The sequence below is a fragment of the Chryseobacterium gotjawalense genome, assembly GCF_030012525.1.
Lineage (GTDB): Bacteria > Bacteroidota > Bacteroidia > Flavobacteriales > Weeksellaceae > Kaistella > Kaistella gotjawalense.
The window spans coordinates 795326-819821 of record NZ_CP124855.1 but is presented as its reverse complement, the minus strand read 5'-3'; the positions used below and the strand labels follow the sequence as shown (position 1 = coordinate 819821).

The following is a 24496-nucleotide window of genomic DNA, read 5'->3' as shown; positions in this document are numbered from 1 at the left end:
GCTATTTATTTTTTATTATTTAATTGGTTTGCGATTTTCAAAATGTCGGTCATCACCTCTTTGAAAATTTCCATTTTTTCAGCAGGGATCTTATCGATTACTTTTTTGTTGAAATTGACCACCACTTCTTTGGATAAGTTTCTGCTGTTCAAGCCTTTGTCGGTAAGCTTAATGATGACTTCGCGTTTGTCATTGGTGGTTTTTTCTTTGTAGATATAGCCGTTATCTTCCAGGAGTTTAATGATTCTCGTCAAGGAAGTAGGTTCAATGGCCATTTTGGGGCCCAGATTGGTACTTCTGGTTCCATCTTTGGGATCAATTTTAAGGAGTGTTAAGGCTTGAACTGCTGTGGCATCATGGTCCTGCGCTAATTCTGAATACATTTTCGAAACAGCGAGCCAGGTTGACTTTAAGATAAGATCGATATTCTCAACCTTTTCATTGTTTGTTTTATTCATAATATTGAGATAATGTGGTTATCCAAATATAAATAATATTATGCATGCATAGTATATTTTTTCTGTTAAAACTTTGTTAATTGGTGTAAATCAAACAGTTAAAAGGTATGAAAAGCATAATACTATGCATGCATAGTACTTTAAAAACGTCGGCTAGATAAGGATTTAATGAAGGTTTTGAACAAATTCAGCGATTTCCTCAAAAGAATCGCATTTTTGTTGAATTTGATGGGTCGAAATCTCCCAGAAAGGATCGCTGAAAATAAATTTAAACTCAGAAAGGTTTATTTTGAAGTTTTTTTGAAGAAAAGAGTAGAGCATTTCTTTGTGTAATTCCGGCGCGAAAATTTGTGGCGCAACAAATCCTTCGTTGAAGTGAAAAATATGAGGATTAAGCAGTTCGTTATGCTTCAACAGAATCTCTTCTGTAATTCCGGCGTGCAGTTTTTCGTTACTGATGAGCCATATTTTGTCGGCAAACTCTTTTGCCAGCCGCCAGTCGTGGGAAGAAAACAGGATAAGTTTGTTTTGCGTTTTGGCTAAGTTCCGAAGTAACTTGAGAATGATTATTTTATTTTCTTCATCCAGATGAGTGGTAGGTTCATCTAAAATAATCATCGGCGAATTTTGCGCTAAAGCTCTTCCCACAAACGCTTTCTGAAGATTACCATCCGACAGCTGACTTAACTGAAAGTCCCGGTATTGCGTTAAATTCAGGCTTTCAATGATTTCTTCAACTTCCTGTTTGTCTGTATTGTTTAATTCAAAATAATAGGGATAATGAATGTATTTACCGAAAGAAATTAAATCCCATAAAGTATAATTTGCCGGAATTTGCGACTTGGAAAAAACTACGGCAATCTGCTCGGCAATTTCTTTATAGGTAAGTGTTTTAGTATGTTTTCCATTTACTGAAACATCGCCATTTATTAATTCGATTTGATTGAGAATGCTTTTGATTAAAGTGGTTTTTCCCACGCCGTTGTTTCCGATCAAAAGACAGATTTCACCTAAGTCCAGGGAAGTATTCACTTCTTTAATTAAAGGAGTATGGTAACCGATGGTTGTGTTTTTTAATTCTAGAAACATTTAATATTCTGACATTTTTAACGTAAGAGATGCAAAATTACTTATTTTTATTGTGTTTTTAAGACGCAGCAGAATCAAAGATTTTCAATTTTTTGCGGGTAGTAAACTTTAAATATTTCATCTTCTTATTTTAACGCAAAGACGCAAAACTACTTATTTTTATTGTGTTTTAAGACGCGGGAAAATCAAAGATTTTCAATTTTGTGCGGGTAGTAAACTTTAAATATTTTCATCTTCTTATTTTAACGCAAAGACGCTAAATTACTTATTTTTATTGTGTTTTTAAGACGCGGGAAAATCAAAGATTTTCAATTTTGTTCGTGTAGTAAACTTTAAATATTTTCATCTTCTTATTTTAACGCAAAGACGCTAAATTACTTATTTTTATTGTGTTTTTAAGACGCGGGAAAATCAAAGATTTTCAATTTTGTGGGTGTAGTAAACTTTAAATATTTTCATCTTCTTATTTTAACGCAAAGACGCTAAATTACTTATTTTTATTGTGTTTTTAAGACGCGGGAAAATCAAAGGTTTTCAATTTTGTGCGGGTAGTAAACTTTAAATATTTCATCTTCTTATTTTAACGCAAAGACGCAAAGCTATTTATTTTTATTGTGTTTTTAAGACGCAGGAAAATCAAAGGTTTTTAATTTTGTGCATGTATAAATTTTAAATATTTCATCTTCATATTTTAACGCAAAGACGCAAAATTAATTTAGTTTTACTGTGTTTTTAAGACGCGGGAAAATCAAAGGTTTTCAATTTTGTGCGTGTAGTAAACTTTAAATATTTCATCTTCTTATTTTAACGCAAAGACGCAAAATTAATTTATTTTTATTGTGTTTTTAAGACGCAGGAAAATTAAGATTTTCAATTTTGTGCATGTAGAAACTTTAAATATTCATCTTCTTATTTTAACGCAAAGACGCAAAATTACTTATTTTTATCGTGTTTTTAAGACGCGGGAAAATCAAAGATTTCCAATTTTGTGCGTGTAGTAAACTTTAAATATTTCATCTATTTTTAACGCAAACACGCAAAATTAATTTATTTTTATTGTGTTTTTAAGACGCGGGAAAATCAAAGATTTTCAATTTTGTGCGTGTAGGAAACTTTTAATATTTCATCTTCTTATTTTAATGCAAAGACGCAAAACTACTGGTTTTTATTGTGTTTTTAAGACGCAGGGAAATCAAAGAGTTTCAATTTTGTGGGTGTAATAAAATAGAAATCTATAGGCCATTAACCACTCTTTTTACGCCATCTTTAAAAACAGCGGTTCTGAAATTTAAAATAAGACCCAATTTACAATTTGTCATTTTAAGGTAAGTCAATAGTTGCGCCTTGTAAACTTCATTTATAAATTCTACTGTTTTAATCTCCAGAATCAGTTTGTTCTCAACGATCATATCTAATCTGAAAGCATTTTCAATCTTTAATTCCTCATAAATAATTGGAAGTGTTTTTTGCTTTTCGACTTTTAATCCTGCTTTTTGTAATTCATAAAAAAGGCATTCCTCATAAACACTTTCAAATAAACCAGCACCTAATTTTCTGTGGATCTTCATTCCCAGGTCAAATACAATTCTGGACAAATCATTTTCAGTCATCTTATTTGATTTTGTGTAACTATAAATACAATTTAAAAAACATTCAATATCATCTTCAGATGATTTGCGCCTTAAAGCAGTGTTATAATAAAAAATTTTTGCGCCTTTGCGTTAAAAAACATTTTCTTTCTAATAATAAAAATATCAAAAATATCATCTTCAGATGATTTGCGCCTTAAAGCAGTATTATAATAAAAAAAATTTTGCGTCTTTGCGTTAAAAAAAACATCTTCTTTCGACTCATAACAATCAAAAATATCATCTTCAGATGATTTGCGCCTTAAAGCAGTGTTATAATAAAAAATTTTTGCGCCTTTGCGTTAAAAAACATTTTCTTTCTAATAATAAAAATATCAAAAATATCATCTTCAGATTATTTGCGCCTTAAAGCAGTATTATAATAAAAAAATTTTTGCGCCTTTGCGTTAAAAAACATCTCCTTTCTAGTTATAACAATCAAAAATATCATCTTCAGATGATTTGCGCCTTAAAGCAGTATTTTAATAAAAAAAATTTTGCGCCTTTGCGTTAAAAAACATCTCCTTTCTAGTTATAACAATCAAAAATATCATCTTCAGATGATTTGCGCCTTAAAAGCAGTATTATTATAAAAAAAATTTTGCGCCTTTGCGTCAAAAAAATCTTCTTTTAAGAGTAATATAATTGAATTCTAGTATTACAAATTAACAATTTTTGGTCTTTGCATTAAAAACAAAATTAAACCTTTTTCCCTTTCATCATCATCATTAAAATCACGGGTATTCCAAATAAGGAGGTAATCACATTCAGCGGAAACTGCGTTGCTTCTGAAACAATAGAAAAAACTTCCATAATTAATATCCCTAAAAGCATATTCAAAATCCACTGTTGCCACAGTTTCGCAGGATTAAAAAGCATTCTGCAAAAATGCGGAACCACAATCCCGATAAATAAAATAGGCCCTAAAAAAGCCGTGACAGAAGCTGATAAAAGTGACGAGGAAATTATGACCAGAAACTTTAAGTGCTTTAAATTGACGCCCAAACTTTGTGCATAAGCCGTTCCCAAAGAATTTCCGATTAATGGTTTGATGGTTTTAAAACTTAACAATAAACCGATGATTACGATAATTGTTAAAACTAAAATCTGATTCGTAGAAACCTGGTTATTCGCCCCGAAACTCCACAGAATATAATTTTTCAGACTTTGATTTTCAGCATAAAACTGAAGAATAGAAACCACTGCGCCAGCTAAAGCCGAAATTAAAAAACCAAAAATGATGAGAAACGATTTATCCTGAAAACGTCCCGAGAAAGCCAGTAGAATTACCATTAATAATAAACTCCCGGCAATGGCTGAAAAACTTAAAAAACTGTTTTGCAAAAATTCCGGTAAGATAAAATCTGTAGAAAAGAAAATATAAAAAGCGACACTCAAACTCGCCACAGAAGTAATTCCCAAAACCGATGGTCCGGCTAACGGGTTTTGAAAATATTCCTGCAGTAAAAATCCAGAAGTCGGTATGGAAATTCCGGCCAAAAGCATTACTAAAACACGATTGATGCGAAGTTGCGCAATTTGTGAATTCTCCGAACCGGACGAAAGAAAATCTGAAAAACTCAAATTCATAAAACCGATATTCAAATTGATAAGTACCGAAATGACAATTCCGATGATGATGAGTATTCCGGTGATTTTAAAGTTTTTCGACATTTTTAGAGATACAAAAAAGTCACAAAAATTCTGTTTTTATTAAAAGAAAAATGCTGGATTGAAAGCTGATTCAGTATAAAAATCTCCGCTTTTCAAGAATACATTTCCCTTAATTTTACAGCAATCTTTGTGACTTTCGGTTGAAATTATTTAAAAGAATTAATCTTTTCAGTTAAAGCTTCTTCGCTCATCATTCCTACGGTTTCGTCGGTTTTGTCGCCTTTTCTCATGAAGGTGAAAGGAATTGAACCACCGTCCCATTCTTTAAAATTTGCGTGAAAAAATTCGGGAGTTAATAGTGATCCGTCCAGTAAAACTACATTTTGCGACAGACCCTGTTCCTCTGAAAAGTTCTTCACTTTCGTGTCCCAGTCTTCTTTTTCATCTAAACTTACGAAAGTAAATTTAACAGGCTGCGATTTCAGTTCCGCCATTTTTTCTTTAAAATGAGGGATTTCTCTCATACACGGACCACACCAGGTTGCGAAGAAATTGGTTACATATAACGTATCACTATCTTTTTTGCCCAGAAGTTTGGTGCTTTCCTCCGCGCTTATTTCAACATGTTTAAAAGGAAGGGCGGCTTCCGTTGCAACTGTTGAATGATCTCCACCGGCAGAGTCCGTTACGGTTGTATCGGTCGCTTCATTTACGTTCGTTTCTTTTTTACAAGCCGAAAGCGCAGTACATAACACGATACCCAAAATCAATTTTTTCATTTTATTTTTATTATTTTTGAATTCTTAATAATTATGGAAAATCTCTTACCTAAAGCAAGACCAATAGAATTTCACCCGCTAAAATTAGCGAAAAAGCAAGAACTGACCAAAAGTACCTTCGCGCTCGAATTCGAAATCCCGCCCGAATTATCTTCCCAATATCATTTTGAGGCCGGCCAGTATGTAACCCTCCAATTCCCCGTGAACGGAAAAGTTGTACTGAAGGATTTTTCAATGACTTCGGCACCTTATGAAGAGAAAATCACGTTAGGAATCAAAATAAGCAGCGACGAAAGTTTTGCAAGTTCATTATTTAAAGATTTAAAAACTGGTGATTTAATTGAAGTTTCGGAACCGAGAGGAAGATTTACTTTAGGTTCTAAACCGCATGAATTTCGCACGATCGTCGGTTTTGCCGGCGGAATTGGAATAACGCCAATTCTGAGTCATTTCAAAAATATTTTACATACAGAACCCAGAACGCGGCTTTTCCTCTTTTACGGAAATAGAAATAAAAAGCAGGTCGCTTTTAAAAATGAATTGGATGAATTGGCAAAGCAACATCCGGATCGGCTGGAAATTCACTACTTTTACTCACAGGAAAAAGTGGGCAACGGCCTTTTTGAAGGACGGCTGAATGAGAAAAAAGTCGCTTTGATTATCAATCAGATTTTGCAGTTAGATGATACCGATGAAGAGAGTACGATTTGGGACGCCGTAGATGAAGTGTTGATCTGCGGTAAAGGCGAAATGATAAAATCGGTTGCCAATGCCTGTTACAGACACGGGATTCGCAAGAAAAATATTCATTTTGAACTTTTTGAAGAATTTAATGAAGATATTTATCCGGTCGAAAAAGAGTTTCCTTTATTGGAAAATATTGAGGTCGGTTTTAAACTTTTTAACAAAGAATATAAAACGACTTTAAAAGATAATAAAATGCGGCTGTTGCAGCAATTGCTGATTCAGAAATTCCCGGTTCCCTATTCCTGTAAATCGGGGATTTGCGGCAGTTGCGAATGTATTTTAGAAGAAGGCCAGGTTGAGCTTTTAGAAAATGAATATCTGACTGAAAAAGAGGAAGCATCGGGAAAAATACTCGCCTGCATGTCCATCGTTTTAAGTAAAAATATTAAAGTTAATTTTGACTTGATGTAGTTGTTTTGAAGAAATTATTAGACATATTTAAATCATTTTTTAATCTCATTGAAATTGGGGTTTTGCTTATGTTTTTGGCTAATATCTGGGTTTTTGCCGTAACGAATGGGAAAACGTACACCAAAATATCGAAAATCCCACCCAGAGAAACGGCGCTTGTTTTAGGAACTTCTCCGAGAATGAAATCCGGAGTTTCCAATCCTTATTTTACGGCGAGGATGGATGCAACCGCACTTCTGTACCATCATGGGAAAATTAAAAAAATCATTGTCAGCGGCGAAAAAAGCAAAGGTTATGATGAGCCTGCAGCCATGAAAAATTACCTGATTTATCAGGAAGGGGTCCCGGAAAATATTATTACTGAAGATCCGAAAGGTTATAAAACCCAAACCAGCATCAAAAACTGCCTGGAGGTTTACCATCAAACAGATGTGATTATTGTTTCCCAGGGTTTTCATAATCTGCGTGCTTTATTCTACGCCAGAAACAGCGGAATGAATGCGCTTGGCTTTGATGCACATGATGTTTTGACCAATCACAGTTATTACAGAAATCAGTCCCGGGAATTCATAGCACGCGTGGTTGCGGTGATTTATTACCTTCTCAATATCGAGCGAAAAGTATAAATGCAGTGCGGTTATAATTTAGATACAGTTTTAGCAAAGTAATTTACGGCAAAATCTTATATTTGTAAAAACAAAAAATATGCTCGTAATAGGAATTGCAGGAGGAACCGGATCAGGAAAAACCACTGTAGTCAATAAAATTCTTCAACAACTGAATATAGAAGGAGTGAATGTGCTCTCTCAGGATAATTATTACCATGATAATCCGAATCTTACCCTTTCGGAAAGAGAGGTTTTGAATTACGACCATCCCAAATCCATCGATTTTGATCTGCTTATCAAACATGTAAAAGCATTGAAAAACGGCGAAACCATTGAGCAACCTTTGTATTCCTTTGTAACGCATTCCAGAACGGGAGATCATGTATCCATCGATCCCAGAAATGTTTTGATTGTAGAAGGGATTTTGGTACTGACCAATTCTGAACTTTTAAAAGAATATGATCTTAAAGTTTTTGTACATGCCGATTCCGATGAAAGACTGATTCGCAGAATCCGTCGCGATACGCAAGAGCGTGGCCGCGATTTGCAGGAGGTTTTGCACCGTTATCAAACCACTTTGAAACCCATGCATCAGGAGTTTATAGAACCTTCGAAAAATGAAGCGGATTTAATTGTTCCCAATATGAAGCAAAACACTGTTGCGATTGACTTTCTCTCTACTGTCATCAATAATACGCTGAAAAAAACACATTAAAATGGAAGACTTAATTAAAGAAATCAAACCGAAATCGGCAAAGTTAAAATTCATTCGGAAATATTTTGTGAATAAATATTTCGTGACTGTTTTCCTTTTTTTAGTGTGGATGATTTTCTTTGACAGTACTTCTTTTTTAGTCATCAATGAACTGAATGGTGAAGTGAGCCGCTACGAAAGTCAGCTCGCGTATTATCAAACAGAATATCATAAAAATGATGAGTTTTACAAGAAATTGATGAATGATAAAGAGGAAAAAGAAAAATATGCCCGTGAAAATTATTTCATGAAAAAACCAAATGAAGAAATTTTTATTTTGGTTGTAGACAGTGCGAAAGCAGTTAACAGATAACTCATCAGATAAAAGCCAACTTTTGAAACCATCAAAAATATGTTTAAAAAAACTTCACTTCAAGACTGGGAATCTGTTGTTCAGAAACAATTGAAAACAGAAAATATCTATGAGATTTTATCCAAAGAAAACCTCGAGGGAATTACCGTAAAGCCTTATTACGATTCTGTCGCGAAACCTTTAAACAATCTTCCGAAAGTGGAAGAATCCACCCATCTTGTTTCCCCTTATCACGAAAGTTCAGAGGAAAATATTTTCGCTTTTCTTTTGAATGATAATGTCGAAAACCTTGAAGGGAAAGTGATTTTTGTTAACAATAAAGATTTGGCAGAACATATTTCCCTGGAGGACACCAACCGTTATTTTTCGTTAGTCGATGTGTTTTCTGAAGATCAAAAGGGCGGATTAAATCAGCAATTGGTAAAAGAACTTTTAGCAAAAGACTTCGAGAAAAATATTTGCATTAATGTTTCTTTGCATCAAAATGCAGGTGCCACAATCGTTCAGCAGCTGGCAATCGCTTTGGCAAAAACAATAGAACTGACAGAGATTTTCGGTTTGGAAATTTTAAATAAGATCATTTTTAAAGTCGCTGTTGGTGGAAACTATTTCTTTGAAATTGCTAAAATCAGAGCACTTAAATTGCTTTTTAATCAATTTTCAAAAGAATTTGAATTAAATGAAATTCCCTATATTTTTGCGGAAACCTCTTTGCGGAATAAATCGAAAAATGATGCTGAAAATAATCTGATCCGTTCCACACTTGAACTTTCTGCGGCGATGATTGGCGGAGCAGATGCGGTTTTCAGTAATGATTATCAATTTGAAAAATCCGATTCGGTTTCCGAAGAAATTTCATTTAAACAACAAATCGTTTTAGCTTATGAAAGCATTATCAATGTTTTTGAAGATGCCGGAAACGGGAGTTATTATATCGAAAATTTAACGCAACAGTTCGCGGAAAAATCCTGGCAAATGTTCCTCCAAATTGAAAATGATGGCGGTTATTGCGAGCTTTTGAAAAATGGTTCGATTCAAAAACAAATTTTCGAGCAAGCAGTTAAAGAACAAAATTGGGTAGAAGAAGGGAAAATAAAAATCATTGGCGTGAATCTTTATCCGAAACTGGAGAAAACGAAATCTGCGGCAGAAATGTATTCGCCAGGTGAAATTAAAGCAGTTCGTTTAGCAGAAATGTTTGAATAGTTTTTTGCCACGAATTCACGAATTTGGCTTCTTTTCTTGCATAAGCATTTAAAATGTTGAATTACCAAAATCAGTTTTTATGGCAATTATTTACAAAGAAGAATCATACGAAATTATTGGAATCTGTATGGAAATCCATAATTATTTAGGTTTTGGTTTTTCGGAAATAGTTTATAAAGACGCGCTGGAAGTTGAGTTTAGGAATGCAGGAATTGATTATGTGAGGAAAAAAAAACATGAGGTTGTTTACAAAGGAATTGTTTTGCCACATCTGTTTTACGCCGATTTTGTTGTTTTTGATAAAATTATTTTAGAAATTAAAGGAAAAAAAGAAATTGCTGATGTTGATTTGTCTCAGGCCATCAATTACTTAAAAGTTTCTGAAAACAGATTAGCTTTGATTGTGAATTTTGGTGAAGAAAAACAGAATTATAAAAGAATTGTTTTATAGATTGCAACAAATACACGAATTGTTTATAGTTTCAAATTGTATCTGATTACAGATTCCGATATTAAATTAATTCGTGCATTCGTGGCATTTCAATTACTTAAAAGTTTCTGAAAACAGATTAGCTTTGATTGTGAATTTTGGTGAAGAAAAACTGAATTATAAAAGAATTGTTTTATAGATTGCAACAAATACACGAATTATTTATGGTTTCAAATTGTACCTGGTTACAGATTCCGAGATTAAATTAATTCGTGCATTCGTGGCATTTCAATTACTTAAAAGTTTCTGAAAACCGATTAGCTTTGATTGTGAATTTTGGTGAAGAAAAACTGAATTATAAAAGAATTGTTTTATAGATTGCAACAAATACACGAATTATTTATAGTTTCAAATTGTACCTGGTTACAGATTCCGATATTAAATTAATTCGTGCATTCGTGGCATTTCAATTACTTAAAGGTTTCTGAAAACAGATTAGTTTTGATTGTGAATTTTGGTGAAGAAAAACTGAATTATAAAAGAATTGTTTTATAGATTGCAACAAATACACGAATTATTTATAGTTTCAAATTGTACCTGGTTACAGATTCCGATATTGAATTAATTCGTGCATTCGTGGCATTTAATTTAAAATTAAATACGTGGAACATAAAATATTAGACGCAAAAGTTCAAGAATTTATCAATGCAAATCTAAAAACGGATTTGCATTCTTTGTTATTGAAAAAATCGCCTTTTCCGGAAGTTTCGATGCAGGAAATAGTGCAGCAGATCAAAGGCAAAAAAGTCGCTCAAAAGAAGTTTCCTTTTTTATTAAAAGAAGGAATTATTTTCCCACCCAACTTAAATCTGGAACAGGCTTCTTCGCAAGCAACGGCAGAATTTAAGGCAAAGAATTTGAGCGGGAAAAGCTTTATCGATTTGACTTCCGGTTTTGGAATTGACGCTTATTTTTTAAGTCAAAATTTTGAGGAAGTTACTTTGGTAGAACAGAATTCTGAATTATTAGAAATTGTAAAACATAATTGGGGAATTCTTGAAAGAAAAGCCAATTTTATTAATGAAAATTTGGAGAATTTTTTGGCTGAAAATAAAGAAAAATTTGATTTAATTTATCTCGATCCTGCCAGACGGGATTCCGAAAAAAATAAAAAATTTCTCCTTGAAGATCTGTCGCCAAACCTTTTGGAAATCCAAGCCCGGTTGTTAAAGATTTCCGACCAAATTATCATTAAACTTTCACCGCTCATTGATATTTCCTATTTGATTTCAGTGTTAAAAAACATTGTTGAAATTCAGATTATCGCAGTGAGAAATGAAGTGAAGGAATTGTTGGTTTTTATAAATTCAGAAAAAGAGAATGACCATACTACGGTTTCCTGCATCAATTTGGAAAGTGAGGAAAACTCTTTTTCCTTTAATTATAAAGAAGAGCGATCTGCGGTTTCGGAATATTCAGAACCGCTCCAGTATTTATATATTCCCAATAATGCAGTCCTGAAATCAGGTGGTTTTAATAGTGTTTCAGAACAATTTGCTTTAAAAAAACTTCATCCCAATACGCATTTTTATACTTCCGATGAATTGGTGGAAAGTTTCCCGGGCAGGATTTTAAAGGTTGAAATTATTGATTCTAAAGAAATTAAGAAAGGAGAAAAATTCAATATTATTTCAAAGAATTATCCATTAACCCCAGATGAAATCAAGAAAAAGTATAAAATTAAGGATGGTGGAACCGGCTACTTAATTTTTACTCAAACCCAGAAAAATAAAATTATTTTAAGAAGTGTTTAGAATTCATCGAAAACCTTGTGGTAAATATTAATATTTCTTACTTTTGGGGCATTGAAAATTTTAAAAATTCCTAATTATCATCAAGTAGATATGAAAAAAATTATTTTAGTCGTTGCAATCGCAGGTTTAGCTATCAGTTGTAAAAAAGTTCCGGCAGGTGGAAATAAAGGAGTTTTGAAAATGCAGGACGGTGTCGAAAGATACAGCGATGACGTGATGAGCGATGAAGCAACAGCGGCGGTGCAGGCGGCAGACGCTAAAAAAGCTACCGAAATGATGACTTCAGACAGTACGAAAGTTACAGTTCAGCCGGCAGTTACCGTTAAAAAAGACAGTGCTGCTTCTGCGGAGAAGAAATAAGTATTTAAAACATATTAGAAAATGTCTTGCTTCGGCGGGACATTTTTTTTATTTTTACAAAGTTCGATATTCAATAATTTTAATTAAAATAAAATGCAAGAAACCTTAAATTACATTCAGGAAAATAAACAGCGTTATGTTGACGAACTTTTTGAATTGTTAAAAATAGCTTCTATCAGTGCGGATCCTGCTTATAAAGAGGAAGTTCTGAGATGTGCTGATGAAGTGGCAAAATTCCTGAAAGATGCCGGTGCTGATGATGTAGAAGTTTGCGGGACCAAAGGATATCCGATTGTTTTTGGTCAAAAATTCTTAGATAAAAATTTACCGACCGTTTTGGTTTACGGCCATTACGATGTACAACCACCAGATCCACTGGAGTTGTGGACCAAACCACCTTTTGAACCGTATATTGAGAAAACTGAAATTCACCCTGAAGGTGCCATTTTTGCCAGAGGTTCAGCCGATGATAAAGGTCAGTTTTTCATGCACATCAAAGCATTTGAAGCGATGATGAAAACCGATACTTTGCCTTGTAACGTAAAATTTATTTTTGAAGGTGAAGAAGAAGTTGGTTCAAAAAGTCTGGAAGATTTCGTGAATGAAAATAAAGAGAAATTAGCGTGCGATGTTATATTAATTTCCGACACCCATATTTATTCCAACGAACAACCAACGGTAACCACCGGTTTGAGAGGTTTGAGTTATGTAGAAGTTGAAGTGGAAGGTCCAAACAGGGATTTACATTCCGGTCTGTACGGAGGCGCAGTTCCGAATCCGATTCACGTTCTTTCGAGAATGATTGCCAATTTAATTGATGAAAACGGACATATTACGATAGATGGTTTTTACGATAATGTAGAAACTGTTTCTGTTGAAGAAAGAGCTGAAATGAACAAGTTAAAAGACGATCAGGAACATTTCAAAAAATCAATCGGTTTGAATGGAGTAGAAGGGGAGAAAGGATATACGACTCTAGAAAGAACCTCGATCCGTCCGACCTTAGACTGCAACGGAATTTGGGGCGGTTATATTGGTGAAGGCGCGAAAACGGTCATTCCATCAAAAGCTTTTGCTAAAATTTCAATGAGATTGGTTCCTTATCAGACTCCAGAAGAAATCACGGAAAAGTTCACTACCTATTTTGAAAAAATCGCTCCTGCAAATGTGAAAGTAAAAGTAACTCCGCACCATGGTGGGATGCCTTATGTTTTGCCAAGCGATACCAAAGAATTCAGAGCGGCGAAAACTGCTATGGAAACTGCTTTCGGAAAAGAAGTTCTTCCTTACAGAAGTGGCGGAAGTATTCCAATCACCGCGATGTTCGAACAGGTTCTGGGAGCAAAATCTGTTTTAATGGGATTTGGTTTAGATTCCGATGCGATTCACTCGCCGAATGAGCATTACGGCTTGTTTAATTTTTATAAAGGAATTGAAAGTATTCCACTTTTCTTTGAGAATTATTCCAAATAGATAGAAAGCACTTTTTTTAAGGTGCTTTTTTCTTACTGTTAAACCATTATTTTTTAAACTGATCTATTTCCAAAATAGAGCTGTTGTCTTCTTAAAATTACAGAAATTCTTCTAAGTCACAGACTTTTTTTATCTTTAAGCAAATAATACATCATGAAAAATAAAGTCGCTTATATTACCGGCGGAACAAAGGGGATCGGCTTAGGAATCGCAGAAGTACTCCATAAACATGGAATCACCGTCGCAATTTCCGGACGTAGAAAAGAGGATGCGATAGAAGTTGCAGAACAGTTATCGACCATGGAAGCACCTGTTTTTGGGATCGGTTCTGATGTGAAAAACTTTGAAGACGAAAAAAATGCAGTTGCCGAAATCATCAGAAAATTTGGAAAAATTGATTACGTCATTGCAAATGCGGGCGTCGGAATTTTTAAACCCGTAGATGAACTTTCTGTTGAAGAATGGTCTTCAATGATTGACACCAATCTTACCGGAATTTTTCACACTTTGAAAGCATCGGTTGAAGAGCTTAAAAAAACGGAAGGGTATTTTATCACCATTTCGAGTTTAGCAGGAACCAATTTTTTTGAAAACGGTTCGGGTTATAATGCTTCAAAATTTGGCGCAGTAGGTTTTACACAAGCTGCAATGCTTGATTTGAGAAAATACAACATTAAAGTTTCCACCATCATGCCGGGTTCGGTTTCTACTCATTTTAATGGAAATGAACCATCGGAAAAAGATGCCTGGAAAATTCAACCCGAAGATATTGGTCAATTGATCATGGATATTTTTAAAATGAATCCACGCACTTTAGCCAGTAAAATAGAGATTAGACCTTTACAGCCAAAAGGTTAATTATGTATGAAATATAATTTTTTCTAAATACTATGCATGCATAGTAAATAATTTTTTATCTTAGCCAACAGTAAAACAATAAATATTAGCACATGAAAATATTAGTCTGTATCAGTAGTGTTCCAGATACTACGTCCAAAATTAATTTTACAGCAGACAAATCTGCTTTCGACAAAAATGGAATTCAGTGGGTGATTAATCCATTAGATGAGTTCGGATTAACCAAAGCAATCAAATTACAAGAATCTGCCGGAGCAACCGTTACCGTAATTAATGTCGGTGATGCCAGCACAGAGCCAGTGATCAGAAAATCATTGGCCATCGGTGCAAATGATGCCATCAGAATTAATATTGAACCAAAAGACAGCTATTCTGTTGCGAAAGAAATCGCAAATATCGCGCAAAGTGGCGGTTATGATTTAATCTTCTGTGGAAAAGAATCTATCGATTATAATGGTGGAGCAGTTCCAGGAATGGTAGCTCAGTTATTAAATCAACCTTTCGTAAATGCCTGTGTTGGCCTGGAAGTGAATGGTGCTGAAGCCACTGCAGTAAGAGAAATTGAAGGCGGTAAAGAAACGATTTCGGTAAAACTTCCGGCGGTGATTGCAGGTCAAAAAGGATTGGTTGATGAGAAAGATTTAATTATCCCGAATATGCGTGGAATTATGTCTGCCAGATCAAAACCTTTAACCGTTCATGAACCGGCTAATAATGAAGTAAAAGTGGACGCAGTTTCGTTTGATGCTGTACCGGCGAGAGCAGCTGTGAAAATGGTAGCTCCCGACAACCTTGATGAATTGGTAAGATTACTTCACGAAGAAGCGAAAGTAATTTAATTCTAACCTTTAAACAAAATCAATCATGGCAATATACGTATATGCAGAAAATATAAACGGAATCTATAAAAAAGCAGCATTCGAGGCAGTTTCTTATGCGAAAGCAATCGCCGGTAAAAATGGAGAAACCGTTACCGCAATTTCCATTAATCCTACCGATTCTTCAGATTTATTATATAAATACGGGGCAGACAAAGTCCTTAATATTAAAGATGAAGGTTTAAAAGGTTTCAGTGCGAAAGCTTATGCACAGGCGGTAAACGAAGTTGCAGACGGAAATATTATCGTATTCCCACACACCACTGACGCTTCATCTGTTGCACCGATGTTGGCAATTATGAAGAGTTATTCTCTGATTACCAACGCTTTGGAAGCTCCAGAAAGCCTTTCTCCTTTCCAGGTCAAAAGAAGAGCCTTTTCCGGAAAAGGAATCATGCACGCTAAGGCAGACGCGGCTGGAGTTATTGTAACTGTCTCTCAAAATGCTTTCGGTATTAAAGAAAATGCAGTTTCAGGTTCAGAAGAAGTGAAAAATTTATCGGTAGCAAATGAAGATACCAAGGTAATTTCTCACGAACAGAGTTCAGGAAAGCTGGATTTGAAAGAAGCGGAAATCGTAGTTTCTGCGGGTCGTGGAATGAAAGGTCCCGAAAACTGGGGAATGATTGAAGACCTGGCCAATCTTTTAGGTGCCGCCACCGCCTGTTCAAAACCGGTATCTGATATCGGCTGGAGACCACATTCTGAACACGTTGGACAAACCGGTAAAGCAATTTCGCCCAACTTATATATCGCGGTCGGAATTTCCGGTGCAATTCAGCATTTGGCAGGAGTGAATTCTTCTAAAACAATTGTGGTTATCAACAGCGATCCCGAAGCTCCTTTCTTTAAATCTGCGGATTATGGAGTCGTAGGAGATGCATTCCAGATCATACCGCAATTAACTGAGAAAATTAAAGCCTTGAAAGGATAAATCCCTTTTTTGAATATCAACTTAAGTCCAGAATTTATTTTGGACTTTTTTTTTGTAAATTACTCATGATTTTTGTTTTATTTTTTAACAAAAAAGACGGATCAAAACTCATAATGTGAAAATTTCATTTATATTTGTCTCATGGATTATAAAAAATTAACCATTCGCGGAATTTCCTACAGCCAAACGCAATCTGGCGCTTATGCCCTGCTTTTGGAACATGAGGAAAGCAATGTCAAACTGCCGGTTGTAATCGGTAATTTTGAAGCACAGTCTATTTCATTAGGTCTAGAAAAAGATATTCATCCACCGCGGCCCCTTACGCACGATTTATTTTCCAAATTCGTTTTGGCCACTCATTTTGAGATCACTTCCGTCATTATTTATCAAATTATTGATGGCGTATTTTTCTCTAATATCAATTTTAAAAATAAGACGACGGAAGAGGAGCTTATCTTAGATGCAAGAACTTCTGATGCTGTAGCAATGGCTGTCCGTTTTGATGCACCTATTTATACCACACAACAGGTTTTAAATGAAGCAGGTATTTTACTGGAACTCGATGCGCCTTCAAAAGAAACTGATGCAGATCAGCAACCGGAGCCGGAAGGAAATTTGGCCGCACTCAGTTCAGAAGAACTCAATAAACTGCTGGAAGATGCTGTAAAAGACGAAGATTTCGATGCAGCTTTAGAAATTCAGGAAGAAATAAAACGTAGAAAAAATAAAATCGACTAAAATTTTAATAATATTATGAATTTAAAATTAAGACTAACCGTTCTGTCATTCCTGCAGTTTTTTGTTTGGGGAGCGTGGCTGATTACTATTGGCGTATACTGGTTCGGAACAAAACACTGGGGTGGTCAGGAATTTGGAAAAGTTTTTGCGACTTTAGGAATTGCTTCTCTTATAATGCCTGCTCTTGTAGGAATCATCGCTGACAGGTGGGTAAATGCAGAAAAACTGTACGGTATCCTGCATATTCTTTACGGGATTATTCTCGTATTCTTGCCTTCTATCTCGACTCCTGAAAATTTCTTTTGGATCATGCTCATCGCGATGATGTTTTATATGCCGACGATTTCTCTGTCGAATTCTATCGCTTATTACATTCTGAAAAATAATAATTACGATGTTGTAAAGGTTTTCCCACCAATTCGTGTCTGGGGAACAATCGGATTTATTGTAGCCATGTGGATTACCAATCTTACAGGAAATAAAGATTCAGGATCTCAGTTTTATATTGCGGCTGCTGTGGCTTTTATTTTAGGGATTTATGCATTCACGTTGCCAAAGTGTCCGCCGCAGAATTTAATTCCTGCCAATGCTACTTTATCAGAAAAATTAGGACTTAATGCGTTTTCTTTACTTAAAGATTACAAGATGGCGTTGTTCTTTTTATTCTCAATGTTTCTGGGTGCGGCGCTGCAGTTGACCAATATGTACGGCGATACCTACTTATCAGATTTTGGGAAAATCCCGGCATATGCTGACAGTTTTGTCGTAAAACGTTCCACGTTGATCATGTCAATTTCGCAGATTTCAGAAACGTTATTTATTTTGGCAATTCCTTTCTTTTTAAAGAGATACGGAATTAAAAATGTGATGCTATTATCGATGTTTGCGTGGGTTTTACGTTTCGGATTTTTCGCTTATGGCGGACCGGAAGGTTTTGGTTTAGGATTGATCATTCTTTCCTGTATCGTTTATGGGATGGCATTTGACTTTTTCAATATATCGGGATCTCTTTTCGTGGAAACAACAACTGATTATAAAATCCGTTCATCTGCACAAGGTCTGTTTATGATGATGACTAATGGTTTCGGTGCAATTGGTGGAAGTCTGTTAAGCGGTTGGTTAATCCAACAATATTTCACGCTCGAAAATGGTGATAAAATGTGGCAGGAAATCTGGCTTGTTTTCGCAGGTTATGCCTTAGTAATTACGATATTATTTGCCATAATGTTTAAACATAAGCACGATCCGGAAGTTATTGCCGACCTAACGCACTAATTTTTAAAATACCAAACACACTTTTTCAAAGTGTGTTTTTTTTTGTAATTTGGCGTACTTAAAATAAATATAAATTCTACATAATGAAAGAAGTATTCATCGTATCAGCAGTGAGAACTCCAATGGGAAGTTTCTTGGGAAGTTTGGCCTCAGTTCCGGCTACAAAATTAGGTTCAACTGCAATTAAAGGTGCTTTAGACAAAATAAATCTTGACCCGAGACACGTTCAGGAAGTATATATGGGAAATGTTCTGCAGGCCGGAGAAGGCCAGGCACCCGCTCGTCAGGCATTAATGGGAGCAGGTTTATCCAATGAAACTCCCGCCACAACCGTCAATAAAGTATGTGCCTCAGGAATGAAAGCCGTGATGATGGCTGCACAGTCCATCAAAGCAGGTGACCAGGACGTAATCGTTGCAGGTGGAATGGAAAATATGTCTTCAGTTCCACATTATTACAATGCAAGAAATGCTACTAAATTAGGCGATGTTAAGATGTTGGACGGAATGGTGCTCGACGGTTTAACGGATGTTTACAATAAAGTTCACATGGGAGTCTGTGCAGAAAAATGTGCAGCCGAATATGGAATTACGAGAGAAGATCAGGATCAGTTCGCAATTGAATCTTATAAACGTTCGGCAAAAGCCTGGAGCGAAGGTAAATTTAAAGACGAAGTTGTTTCCGTTGAAATTCCACAGAGAAAAGGGGATCCAATTATTTTTTCTGAAGATGAAGAATATAAATCAGTAAACTTCGACAGAATCGGGACTTTGCCAACCGTTTTCCAAAGAGAAAATGGAACGGTAACTGCAGCAAACGCGTCCACTTTAAATGACGGAGCATCTGCCTTGGTTTTGATGTCCAAAGAAAAAATGGAAGAATTAGGATTAAAACCTTTAGCAAAAATTATTTCTTATGCTGATGCGGCGCAGGCTCCGGAATGGTTTACAACGGCACCTTCAAAAGCACTTCCTATCGCGTTGAAAAAAGCCAATTTAGAAATTTCAGATATCGACTTTTTTGAATTTAATGAAGCGTTTGCGGTTGTGGGTTTAGCAAATAATAAAATTTTGGGTCTTGACAGTTCTAAAGTGAATGTGAACGGTGGAGCGGTTTCCTTAGGTCACCCGCTTGGAAGTTCAGGTTCCAGAATTATTGTTACTTTAATTAATGTTTTGAAACAAAACAACGGCAAGTACGGTGCAGCGGCGATTTGCAACGGCGGCGGCGGAGCTTCGGCCATTGTTATCGAAAACTTATAGAATATTTAATAGTCTTTCAATCAAACCATTAAGAATAACTGTTTATTTTTTCAGCAGATTCTTAATGGTTTTGTTACTTTTGTTTAATAAATTAAAAAAATGTCGGAAAACGAATCTCTACAAACTCCAAATATCAAGAATAATCCAAAGATCATGAAAGCCTGGGCTTTGTATGATTGGGCAAATTCTGTTTATTCATTGGTCATTACATCGACTATTTTCCCGATTTATTATTCGATTCTTACCACGGCCTCTGAGAAAAGCGAGTACGTGCAAGAAACCGGACAGTGGATTAAAGTTCCTGTTCGGCACATGATTAAGATTTTCGGAAAAGAGTATCAGCCAGATGCGATTTACGGATATTCTTTGACCATTTCATTTCTGATTGTAGTTTTGCTGTCACCATTTTTGTCATCGTTGGCAGATACGATTGGGAACAAAAAATCATTTCTGCAATTTTTTTGTTATTTGGGAGCCACTTCCTGTATGGGTTTAGCGATGTTTACGGGAATGCAAAATGTATTTCTGGGCTTATTATTCAGCATTACGGCCAGTGTCGGATTCTGGGGGAGTTTAGTCTTCTATAATTCTTTTTTGCCGGATATTGCAACTCCCGATAAGCAGGATGCACTTTCTGCAAAAGGGTATGTATATGGCTATTTAGGTTCTGTTGTTTTAGTGGTAATTTGTTTGTTGCTCATTCAGGTTTTTGCTAAAGATGCGGAGCAGGCGAAAATTTATACCCGAATTTCTTTTCTGCTAACAGGAGCGTGGTGGTTTGGTTTTTCCCAGTACACTTTCAAGCATTTGCCCCAATTTGGTAATATTAAAGAACAATTACCAAAAGATTTGGTGCTGTTGAATTATAAAAATATTTTTGAAAAACATGAAGAACAAGGGGGAATTTGGGTGGTTTTAAATGATAATCTTCACTTTTACCTTGATATTGCTAAGCAAAGCTTTAGGGAATTATTTAAAGTTGGGAGGGTTTTATTTAAGGACAGAAATTTGAAATTTTTCCTGTCGAGTTTCTTCTTTTACAGCGTTGGAATGCAAACCATTTTCTTGATGGCGACACTTTTTGGGAAGAGCGAAATCAATCTGGAACAGGATAAATTAATTATGACTTTATTATTAATTCAGATTGAAGCGATTATCGGAGCAGTTGTTTTCTCACGCTTATCCCGCAAAATTGGGAATAAGAATGTAATTTCGATTGCAATTGTACTTTGGATTGTAGCCTGTTTATCAGCATATTTCCTCAACAAAGAAAATCCAAATGTAGAAATCCAGTTCTACGTAATAGCCGGAATTATAGGTTTGGTAATGGGTGGTTTGCAGGCAATGTCGCGTTCTACCTACTCAAAGCTATTGCCGGAAAATAGTATGGATAATACGACCTTCTTTAGTTTTTATGATGTATTGGAAAAAATAGCTATCATTATTGGGACATTCATTTTTGCAACCATCATTGAAAAATACCATAATATGAGATATTCCGCTTTATCGATGTCGGCCTTTTTCTTTGTAGGACTGGTATTAATCCGGTTTTTGAAAGTAAAAATGGGGAAAGAAAAATAGCAGTTTCAGATTGGTATTGCTTTTGTAATTTTAGCTTAATAATTGCTTATTTTTGCAGAGTTGTTAAATTAAAATTACGTACATTTGCAACTGTAAATCAATGGATTAAATTAAAATATGACCAACCCTTTATTTTACGCAAAGATTCTTTTGTTCGGCGAATACGGTATTATCGAAGATTCGCAGGGACTTACTTTACCCTATAGTTTTTATAAAGGAACATTAAAATTTTCTGATTTAAAAAGCGATTTTGATAAAGAATCAAATGATTCGCTGCTGAAATATTCTGATTATTTAAAAGATTTAGAACTTCCAGAGGTTTTTCAACTCAATATTTCTAAGTTTAAAAAGGATATCAAAAAGGGATTGTTCTTCGATTCCAATATTCCGCAAGGATATGGGGTAGGAAGTTCAGGGGCTTTAGTTGCCGCTATTTTTGAAAAATATTCGATAAAAAGTTACGAACCAGAACAGGTTTCTAAAGATCAACTTATGAATCTCCGTACTATTTTCGGTCAAATGGAAAGTTATTTCCATGGAAAAAGTTCAGGAATTGATCCGCTGATCTGTTATATGAATCTGCCGATTCTTATCGAAAGCAAAGAAAGCGTGGATAAAGTTGCTATTCCGGCAAGTCATGAAGGGAAAGGAGCGATCTTCTTAATCGATTCCGGGATGACCGGGGAAACCGGACCGATGGTTCAGATTTTCTTTGAAAAAATGAAGACTGAAGGTTTCCGTAAAACGATGAAAGAGGAATTTATCCGCTACAACAATGCCTGTATTGATGCTTTTCTGAAAAAAGAAATGACTCCGCTTTTTAGAAATCTAAAGAGTCTTTCTGTCTGGGCTTACGAACATTTCAAACCAATGATTCCTGAAAGTATTTATAATGTCTGGAAAAAAGGATTGGATACCAATGCCTATTATCTTAAGCTTTGCGGAAGTGGCGGCGGCGGTTATATTTTGGGGTTTACCAAAGACTATAAGAAAGCAGAAAAGATGCTTGAAGGTTTCCACAAAGAAGTTATTTACAGGTTCTAGATCTTTCGTAAAAGTCGAAAACCACCGATCAAAATTCAATTTTAATTAAGCAGTTTGTGACTTTACGCTCCATGAAAAATCCCTTACTTTATCGGTTTTCTCAATTCATTGCTTTTTTGATGGGTGCACGGGTTTTCGTCGCTTTACTGCTTACTTTTGCTTTATATGTTTCTACTTTTTTTCTCTTTAATCAGGAAGAAAGTTTGCGGAATTTCGTTTTCGATTTCAAAGTTCACGGCATTATTTTTTGCTCTGTTTTAAGTATTTTGGCAGGCGGAATTATCAATCAGTTTTATGACCGCGAAAAAGATCAGCTCACCAAACCATTCCGGACAAAAATTCAAAATTTCCTGAAACAGAAGTATTTTCTTTATGCCTATATCGTCCTCAATTTATTTTCGCTGGGAATCGCGGGAATGATCTCTGTGCGGGTTTTCTTTTTCTTTCTGATCTACCAGTTTTTAATGTGGTTTTACAGTCATAAATTGAGTAAATTATTGATTATTAATAATTTAACTTTCGTAAGTTTATCGTTATATCCGTTTTTTGGAATGTTGTTTTATTATAAAACTTTTTCAGTACAGATCTTTTTGATGTCTGTTTTTATTTTCCTGATGCTTTTAATTATCGATATTATTAAAGATACTTTAACCAAAAATGCAGACAAAGTTTTTGGTTACACTACTATTCCTAATTATTTCAGTTCTGCCACTTCAGGTGCTTTTATAGTAACGCTATTAATTGTCGCGCAGATTTCTTCCGGATTGATTATCTGGAAAATGGGCTTGCACAGTATTATGAGTTATTATTTTGCAGCAAGTATTTTTATTCAAATCATCTCGGTATTTTTAGCTTTAAATAAAACCAAATATTCGAAGTTTATCAATTTGAATATGCTTAGAATCTGGATTTTTGTGGGCATTATCGCTATGCTGGCCAACGGAATTCATCAGCATTATTTTATTTAAAACTGAAGCTCTTTTTTAATAATTTTTGAGCAACGGTCTTATTTTTACTATTAAATTTTTTTAAGATTGCAGATGTTAAATTTTATCTTATTGCGCAGTCGCATTTAAACAAACAAAAAATACCTTATCTTTGCAGATAAATTTTTCAGAACATGAGCAGAGACAGTAATGGTAATAAGAAGCCACGCATTAGCAAAATTTCTAATTCAGGAAGTTCCCCGAAACCACGAGGAACAAAATCTGCTCGTCCGCGAACTGAAAAACCAGTAGAAAGAAAAGAGCCGAAGGAACCAAAAGCACCGAGAGAACCAAGACTGATGTCTCAATCGGAAGCGAAATCTTACGAGAAAACTTTCGATAAACCAGCTTCCCGAAAGATGGGAAAAAGAATCGGAAAATCTTTTGACAGCAGCAGTAAATTCGATAAAGGTCCTTCGAAATCCGGCGTTAAAAAGCCTTACAAGAAACCTTTCGTTCCTGTAGATGAAGCGGAGAAAACCCGTTCATTTGTACAAAAGAGAAGGTTTGATAAATTAGCCAAAGAAACTCCGAAAGAATCAATCCGTTTAAATAAATACATCGCGAATTCAGGAATTTGTTCCCGTAGAGAAGCTGATGATTTAATTACTCAAGGTTTGGTAGAAGTGAACGGAAAGCCTGTAACAGAAATGGGTTACCAGGTTCAGAAAACCGACAGAGTGGTTTTCGACGGACAGGGAATTACGCCAGAGAAACCGGTTTACGTTTTATTGAATAAACCAAAAGGATATATTTCTACCACCAAAGATGACAAAGCCAGAAAAACGGTTTTAGATTTGGTGGCAAATGCATCACCTTACCGATTGTTCCCGGTAGGAAGATTAGACCGTTCTACAACTGGAGTAATCCTGTTGACCAACGATGGTCACATGACGAAGAAACTGACGCATCCATCTTTTGCCATGAAAAAAATCTATCACGTGACTTTGGATCGGAAATTAGACAGAGCAGATTTAAATATGATTCAGGAGGGAATCCGTTTGGAAGAGGGAATTGCTGAAGTTGACAGCATTTCTTATATCGAAGGAAAACCTAAAAATGAAGTCGGGATCGAATTGAGTATTGGCTGGAATAGAGTAGTACGTCGTATTTTCCAGAAATTAGGATACGAAGTTGAATTACTTGACCGTGTTTTATTCGCAGGATTAACCAAGAAAAACATCAAACGTGGTCACTGGAGAATCTTAACTGATTTGGAAGTGAATACTTTGAAAATGATATAAATTCAGGAAAAT

At 35.2% G+C, this 24496-nt stretch carries 24 protein-coding genes; 19 read left to right on the top strand and 5 right to left on the bottom strand.

Annotated elements, in window-relative coordinates:
- Positions 1-5: 5 nt before the first annotated feature.
- The 5 genes from QGN23_RS03645 to QGN23_RS03625 all read right to left on the bottom strand — a co-directional run bounded on the left by QGN23_RS03645 (position 6) and on the right by QGN23_RS03625 (position 5568).
- A complete protein-coding gene (locus tag QGN23_RS03645; protein WP_282905674.1) occupies positions 6-458 on the bottom strand; it encodes a MarR family winged helix-turn-helix transcriptional regulator in 453 nt (150 codons plus the stop codon).
- A gap of 165 nt (positions 459-623) precedes the next feature.
- Positions 624-1547: an ABC transporter ATP-binding protein gene (locus QGN23_RS03640; protein WP_282905673.1), complete on the bottom strand. Its 924-nt coding sequence runs from the start codon at positions 1545-1547 to the stop codon at positions 624-626.
- A gap of 1232 nt (positions 1548-2779) precedes the next feature.
- A complete protein-coding gene (locus QGN23_RS03635) occupies positions 2780-3157 on the bottom strand; it encodes a GxxExxY protein (protein WP_282905672.1) in 378 nt (125 codons plus the stop codon).
- 717 nt (positions 3158-3874) lie between these two features.
- The gene (locus QGN23_RS03630; protein ID WP_282905671.1) at positions 3875-4849 is read right to left on the bottom strand and encodes an iron ABC transporter permease; all 975 of its coding nucleotides are present in this window, start codon (positions 4847-4849) and stop codon (positions 3875-3877) included.
- 146 nt (positions 4850-4995) lie between these two features.
- The gene (locus QGN23_RS03625) at positions 4996-5568 is read right to left on the bottom strand and encodes a TlpA family protein disulfide reductase (RefSeq protein WP_282905670.1); all 573 of its coding nucleotides are present in this window, start codon (positions 5566-5568) and stop codon (positions 4996-4998) included.
- Between the two features lie 33 nt (positions 5569-5601).
- On the opposite strand from QGN23_RS03625, the gene QGN23_RS03620 reads away from it, so the two are divergent.
- The 19 genes from QGN23_RS03620 to QGN23_RS03530 all read left to right on the top strand — a co-directional run bounded on the left by QGN23_RS03620 (position 5602) and on the right by QGN23_RS03530 (position 24484).
- Positions 5602-6726, top strand: coding sequence for a ferredoxin--NADP reductase (locus QGN23_RS03620; RefSeq protein ID WP_282905669.1), 1125 nt, complete (start codon positions 5602-5604; stop codon positions 6724-6726).
- A gap of 5 nt (positions 6727-6731) precedes the next feature.
- A complete protein-coding gene (locus tag QGN23_RS03615) occupies positions 6732-7352 on the top strand; it encodes a SanA/YdcF family protein (protein ID WP_282905668.1) in 621 nt (206 codons plus the stop codon).
- A 79-nt stretch (positions 7353-7431) separates the two neighbouring features.
- A complete protein-coding gene (gene udk, locus QGN23_RS03610; protein WP_282905667.1) occupies positions 7432-8049 on the top strand; it encodes a uridine kinase in 618 nt (205 codons plus the stop codon).
- A 1-nt stretch (position 8050) separates the two neighbouring features.
- Positions 8051-8401 (top strand): FtsB family cell division protein, encoded by a 351-nt coding sequence (locus tag QGN23_RS03605; RefSeq protein WP_282905666.1) that lies wholly within the window; start codon positions 8051-8053, stop codon positions 8399-8401.
- 39 nt (positions 8402-8440) lie between these two features.
- Entirely contained in the window at positions 8441-9607 is a 1167-nt protein-coding gene (locus QGN23_RS03600; RefSeq protein WP_282905665.1) for a methylmalonyl-CoA mutase family protein, read from the top strand.
- Between the two features lie 79 nt (positions 9608-9686).
- Entirely contained in the window at positions 9687-10058 is a 372-nt protein-coding gene (locus QGN23_RS03595; RefSeq protein ID WP_282905664.1) for a GxxExxY protein, read from the top strand.
- Positions 10059-10699: 641 nt separating this feature from the next.
- On the top strand, positions 10700-11851 hold the full coding sequence (locus QGN23_RS03590) for a class I SAM-dependent methyltransferase (protein WP_282905663.1): 1152 nt from the start codon (positions 10700-10702) through the stop codon (positions 11849-11851).
- A 90-nt stretch (positions 11852-11941) separates the two neighbouring features.
- Positions 11942-12211, top strand: coding sequence for a hypothetical protein (locus QGN23_RS03585; RefSeq protein WP_282905662.1), 270 nt, complete (start codon positions 11942-11944; stop codon positions 12209-12211).
- Positions 12212-12304: 93 nt separating this feature from the next.
- Entirely contained in the window at positions 12305-13684 is a 1380-nt protein-coding gene (locus QGN23_RS03580) for a dipeptidase (RefSeq protein WP_282905661.1), read from the top strand.
- Positions 13685-13837: 153 nt separating this feature from the next.
- Positions 13838-14542, top strand: a complete 705-nt coding sequence (locus QGN23_RS03575; RefSeq protein ID WP_282905660.1) for an SDR family oxidoreductase — start codon at positions 13838-13840, stop codon at positions 14540-14542.
- A gap of 92 nt (positions 14543-14634) precedes the next feature.
- Positions 14635-15381 carry an electron transfer flavoprotein subunit beta/FixA family protein gene (locus tag QGN23_RS03570; protein WP_282905659.1) on the top strand — a complete coding sequence of 249 codons (747 nt, stop codon included), beginning with the start codon at positions 14635-14637 and terminating at the stop codon, positions 15379-15381.
- Positions 15382-15406: 25 nt separating this feature from the next.
- Positions 15407-16354: an electron transfer flavoprotein subunit alpha/FixB family protein gene (locus tag QGN23_RS03565; protein ID WP_282905658.1), complete on the top strand. Its 948-nt coding sequence runs from the start codon at positions 15407-15409 to the stop codon at positions 16352-16354.
- 141 nt (positions 16355-16495) lie between these two features.
- The gene (locus QGN23_RS03560) at positions 16496-17092 is read left to right on the top strand and encodes a bifunctional nuclease family protein (protein WP_133440414.1); all 597 of its coding nucleotides are present in this window, start codon (positions 16496-16498) and stop codon (positions 17090-17092) included.
- Positions 17093-17107: 15 nt separating this feature from the next.
- Positions 17108-18367, top strand: a complete 1260-nt coding sequence (locus QGN23_RS03555; protein WP_282905657.1) for a nucleoside permease — start codon at positions 17108-17110, stop codon at positions 18365-18367.
- An 83-nt stretch (positions 18368-18450) separates the two neighbouring features.
- The gene (locus QGN23_RS03550; protein ID WP_282905656.1) at positions 18451-19629 is read left to right on the top strand and encodes an acetyl-CoA C-acyltransferase; all 1179 of its coding nucleotides are present in this window, start codon (positions 18451-18453) and stop codon (positions 19627-19629) included.
- Positions 19630-19728: 99 nt separating this feature from the next.
- Entirely contained in the window at positions 19729-21210 is a 1482-nt protein-coding gene (locus tag QGN23_RS03545) for an MFS transporter (RefSeq protein WP_133440417.1), read from the top strand.
- Between the two features lie 117 nt (positions 21211-21327).
- On the top strand, positions 21328-22254 hold the full coding sequence (locus tag QGN23_RS03540) for a mevalonate kinase family protein (protein ID WP_282905655.1): 927 nt from the start codon (positions 21328-21330) through the stop codon (positions 22252-22254).
- Between the two features lie 71 nt (positions 22255-22325).
- Entirely contained in the window at positions 22326-23222 is an 897-nt protein-coding gene (locus tag QGN23_RS03535) for a UbiA family prenyltransferase (RefSeq protein ID WP_282905654.1), read from the top strand.
- Between the two features lie 152 nt (positions 23223-23374).
- Positions 23375-24484 (top strand): pseudouridine synthase, encoded by a 1110-nt coding sequence (locus QGN23_RS03530; protein ID WP_282905653.1) that lies wholly within the window; start codon positions 23375-23377, stop codon positions 24482-24484.
- Positions 24485-24496 lie beyond the last annotated feature (12 nt).

What these genes read in the sequence shown, in the direction of transcription:
- QGN23_RS03645 (WP_282905674.1), bottom strand. Translation starts at nt 458, where the DNA reads ATGAATAAAACAAACAATGAAAAGGTTGAGAATATCGATCTTATCTTA.
- QGN23_RS03640 (WP_282905673.1), bottom strand. Translation starts at nt 1,547, where the DNA reads ATGTTTCTAGAATTAAAAAACACAACCATCGGTTACCATACTCCTTTA.
- QGN23_RS03635 (WP_282905672.1), bottom strand. Translation starts at nt 3,157, where the DNA reads ATGACTGAAAATGATTTGTCCAGAATTGTATTTGACCTGGGAATGAAG.
- QGN23_RS03630 (WP_282905671.1), bottom strand. Translation starts at nt 4,849, where the DNA reads ATGTCGAAAAACTTTAAAATCACCGGAATACTCATCATCATCGGAATT.
- QGN23_RS03625 (WP_282905670.1), bottom strand. Translation starts at nt 5,568, where the DNA reads ATGAAAAAATTGATTTTGGGTATCGTGTTATGTACTGCGCTTTCGGCT.
- QGN23_RS03620 (WP_282905669.1), top strand. Translation starts at nt 5,602, where the DNA reads ATGGAAAATCTCTTACCTAAAGCAAGACCAATAGAATTTCACCCGCTA.
- udk (WP_282905667.1), top strand. Translation starts at nt 7,432, where the DNA reads ATGCTCGTAATAGGAATTGCAGGAGGAACCGGATCAGGAAAAACCACT.
- QGN23_RS03605 (WP_282905666.1), top strand. Translation starts at nt 8,051, where the DNA reads ATGGAAGACTTAATTAAAGAAATCAAACCGAAATCGGCAAAGTTAAAA.
- QGN23_RS03600 (WP_282905665.1), top strand. Translation starts at nt 8,441, where the DNA reads ATGTTTAAAAAAACTTCACTTCAAGACTGGGAATCTGTTGTTCAGAAA.
- QGN23_RS03595 (WP_282905664.1), top strand. Translation starts at nt 9,687, where the DNA reads ATGGCAATTATTTACAAAGAAGAATCATACGAAATTATTGGAATCTGT.
- QGN23_RS03585 (WP_282905662.1), top strand. Translation starts at nt 11,942, where the DNA reads ATGAAAAAAATTATTTTAGTCGTTGCAATCGCAGGTTTAGCTATCAGT.
- QGN23_RS03580 (WP_282905661.1), top strand. Translation starts at nt 12,305, where the DNA reads ATGCAAGAAACCTTAAATTACATTCAGGAAAATAAACAGCGTTATGTT.
- QGN23_RS03575 (WP_282905660.1), top strand. Translation starts at nt 13,838, where the DNA reads ATGAAAAATAAAGTCGCTTATATTACCGGCGGAACAAAGGGGATCGGC.
- QGN23_RS03570 (WP_282905659.1), top strand. Translation starts at nt 14,635, where the DNA reads ATGAAAATATTAGTCTGTATCAGTAGTGTTCCAGATACTACGTCCAAA.
- QGN23_RS03565 (WP_282905658.1), top strand. Translation starts at nt 15,407, where the DNA reads ATGGCAATATACGTATATGCAGAAAATATAAACGGAATCTATAAAAAA.
- QGN23_RS03560 (WP_133440414.1), top strand. Translation starts at nt 16,496, where the DNA reads ATGGATTATAAAAAATTAACCATTCGCGGAATTTCCTACAGCCAAACG.
- QGN23_RS03555 (WP_282905657.1), top strand. Translation starts at nt 17,108, where the DNA reads ATGAATTTAAAATTAAGACTAACCGTTCTGTCATTCCTGCAGTTTTTT.
- QGN23_RS03550 (WP_282905656.1), top strand. Translation starts at nt 18,451, where the DNA reads ATGAAAGAAGTATTCATCGTATCAGCAGTGAGAACTCCAATGGGAAGT.
- QGN23_RS03545 (WP_133440417.1), top strand. Translation starts at nt 19,729, where the DNA reads ATGTCGGAAAACGAATCTCTACAAACTCCAAATATCAAGAATAATCCA.
- QGN23_RS03540 (WP_282905655.1), top strand. Translation starts at nt 21,328, where the DNA reads ATGACCAACCCTTTATTTTACGCAAAGATTCTTTTGTTCGGCGAATAC.
- QGN23_RS03535 (WP_282905654.1), top strand. Translation starts at nt 22,326, where the DNA reads ATGAAAAATCCCTTACTTTATCGGTTTTCTCAATTCATTGCTTTTTTG.
- QGN23_RS03530 (WP_282905653.1), top strand. Translation starts at nt 23,375, where the DNA reads ATGAGCAGAGACAGTAATGGTAATAAGAAGCCACGCATTAGCAAAATT.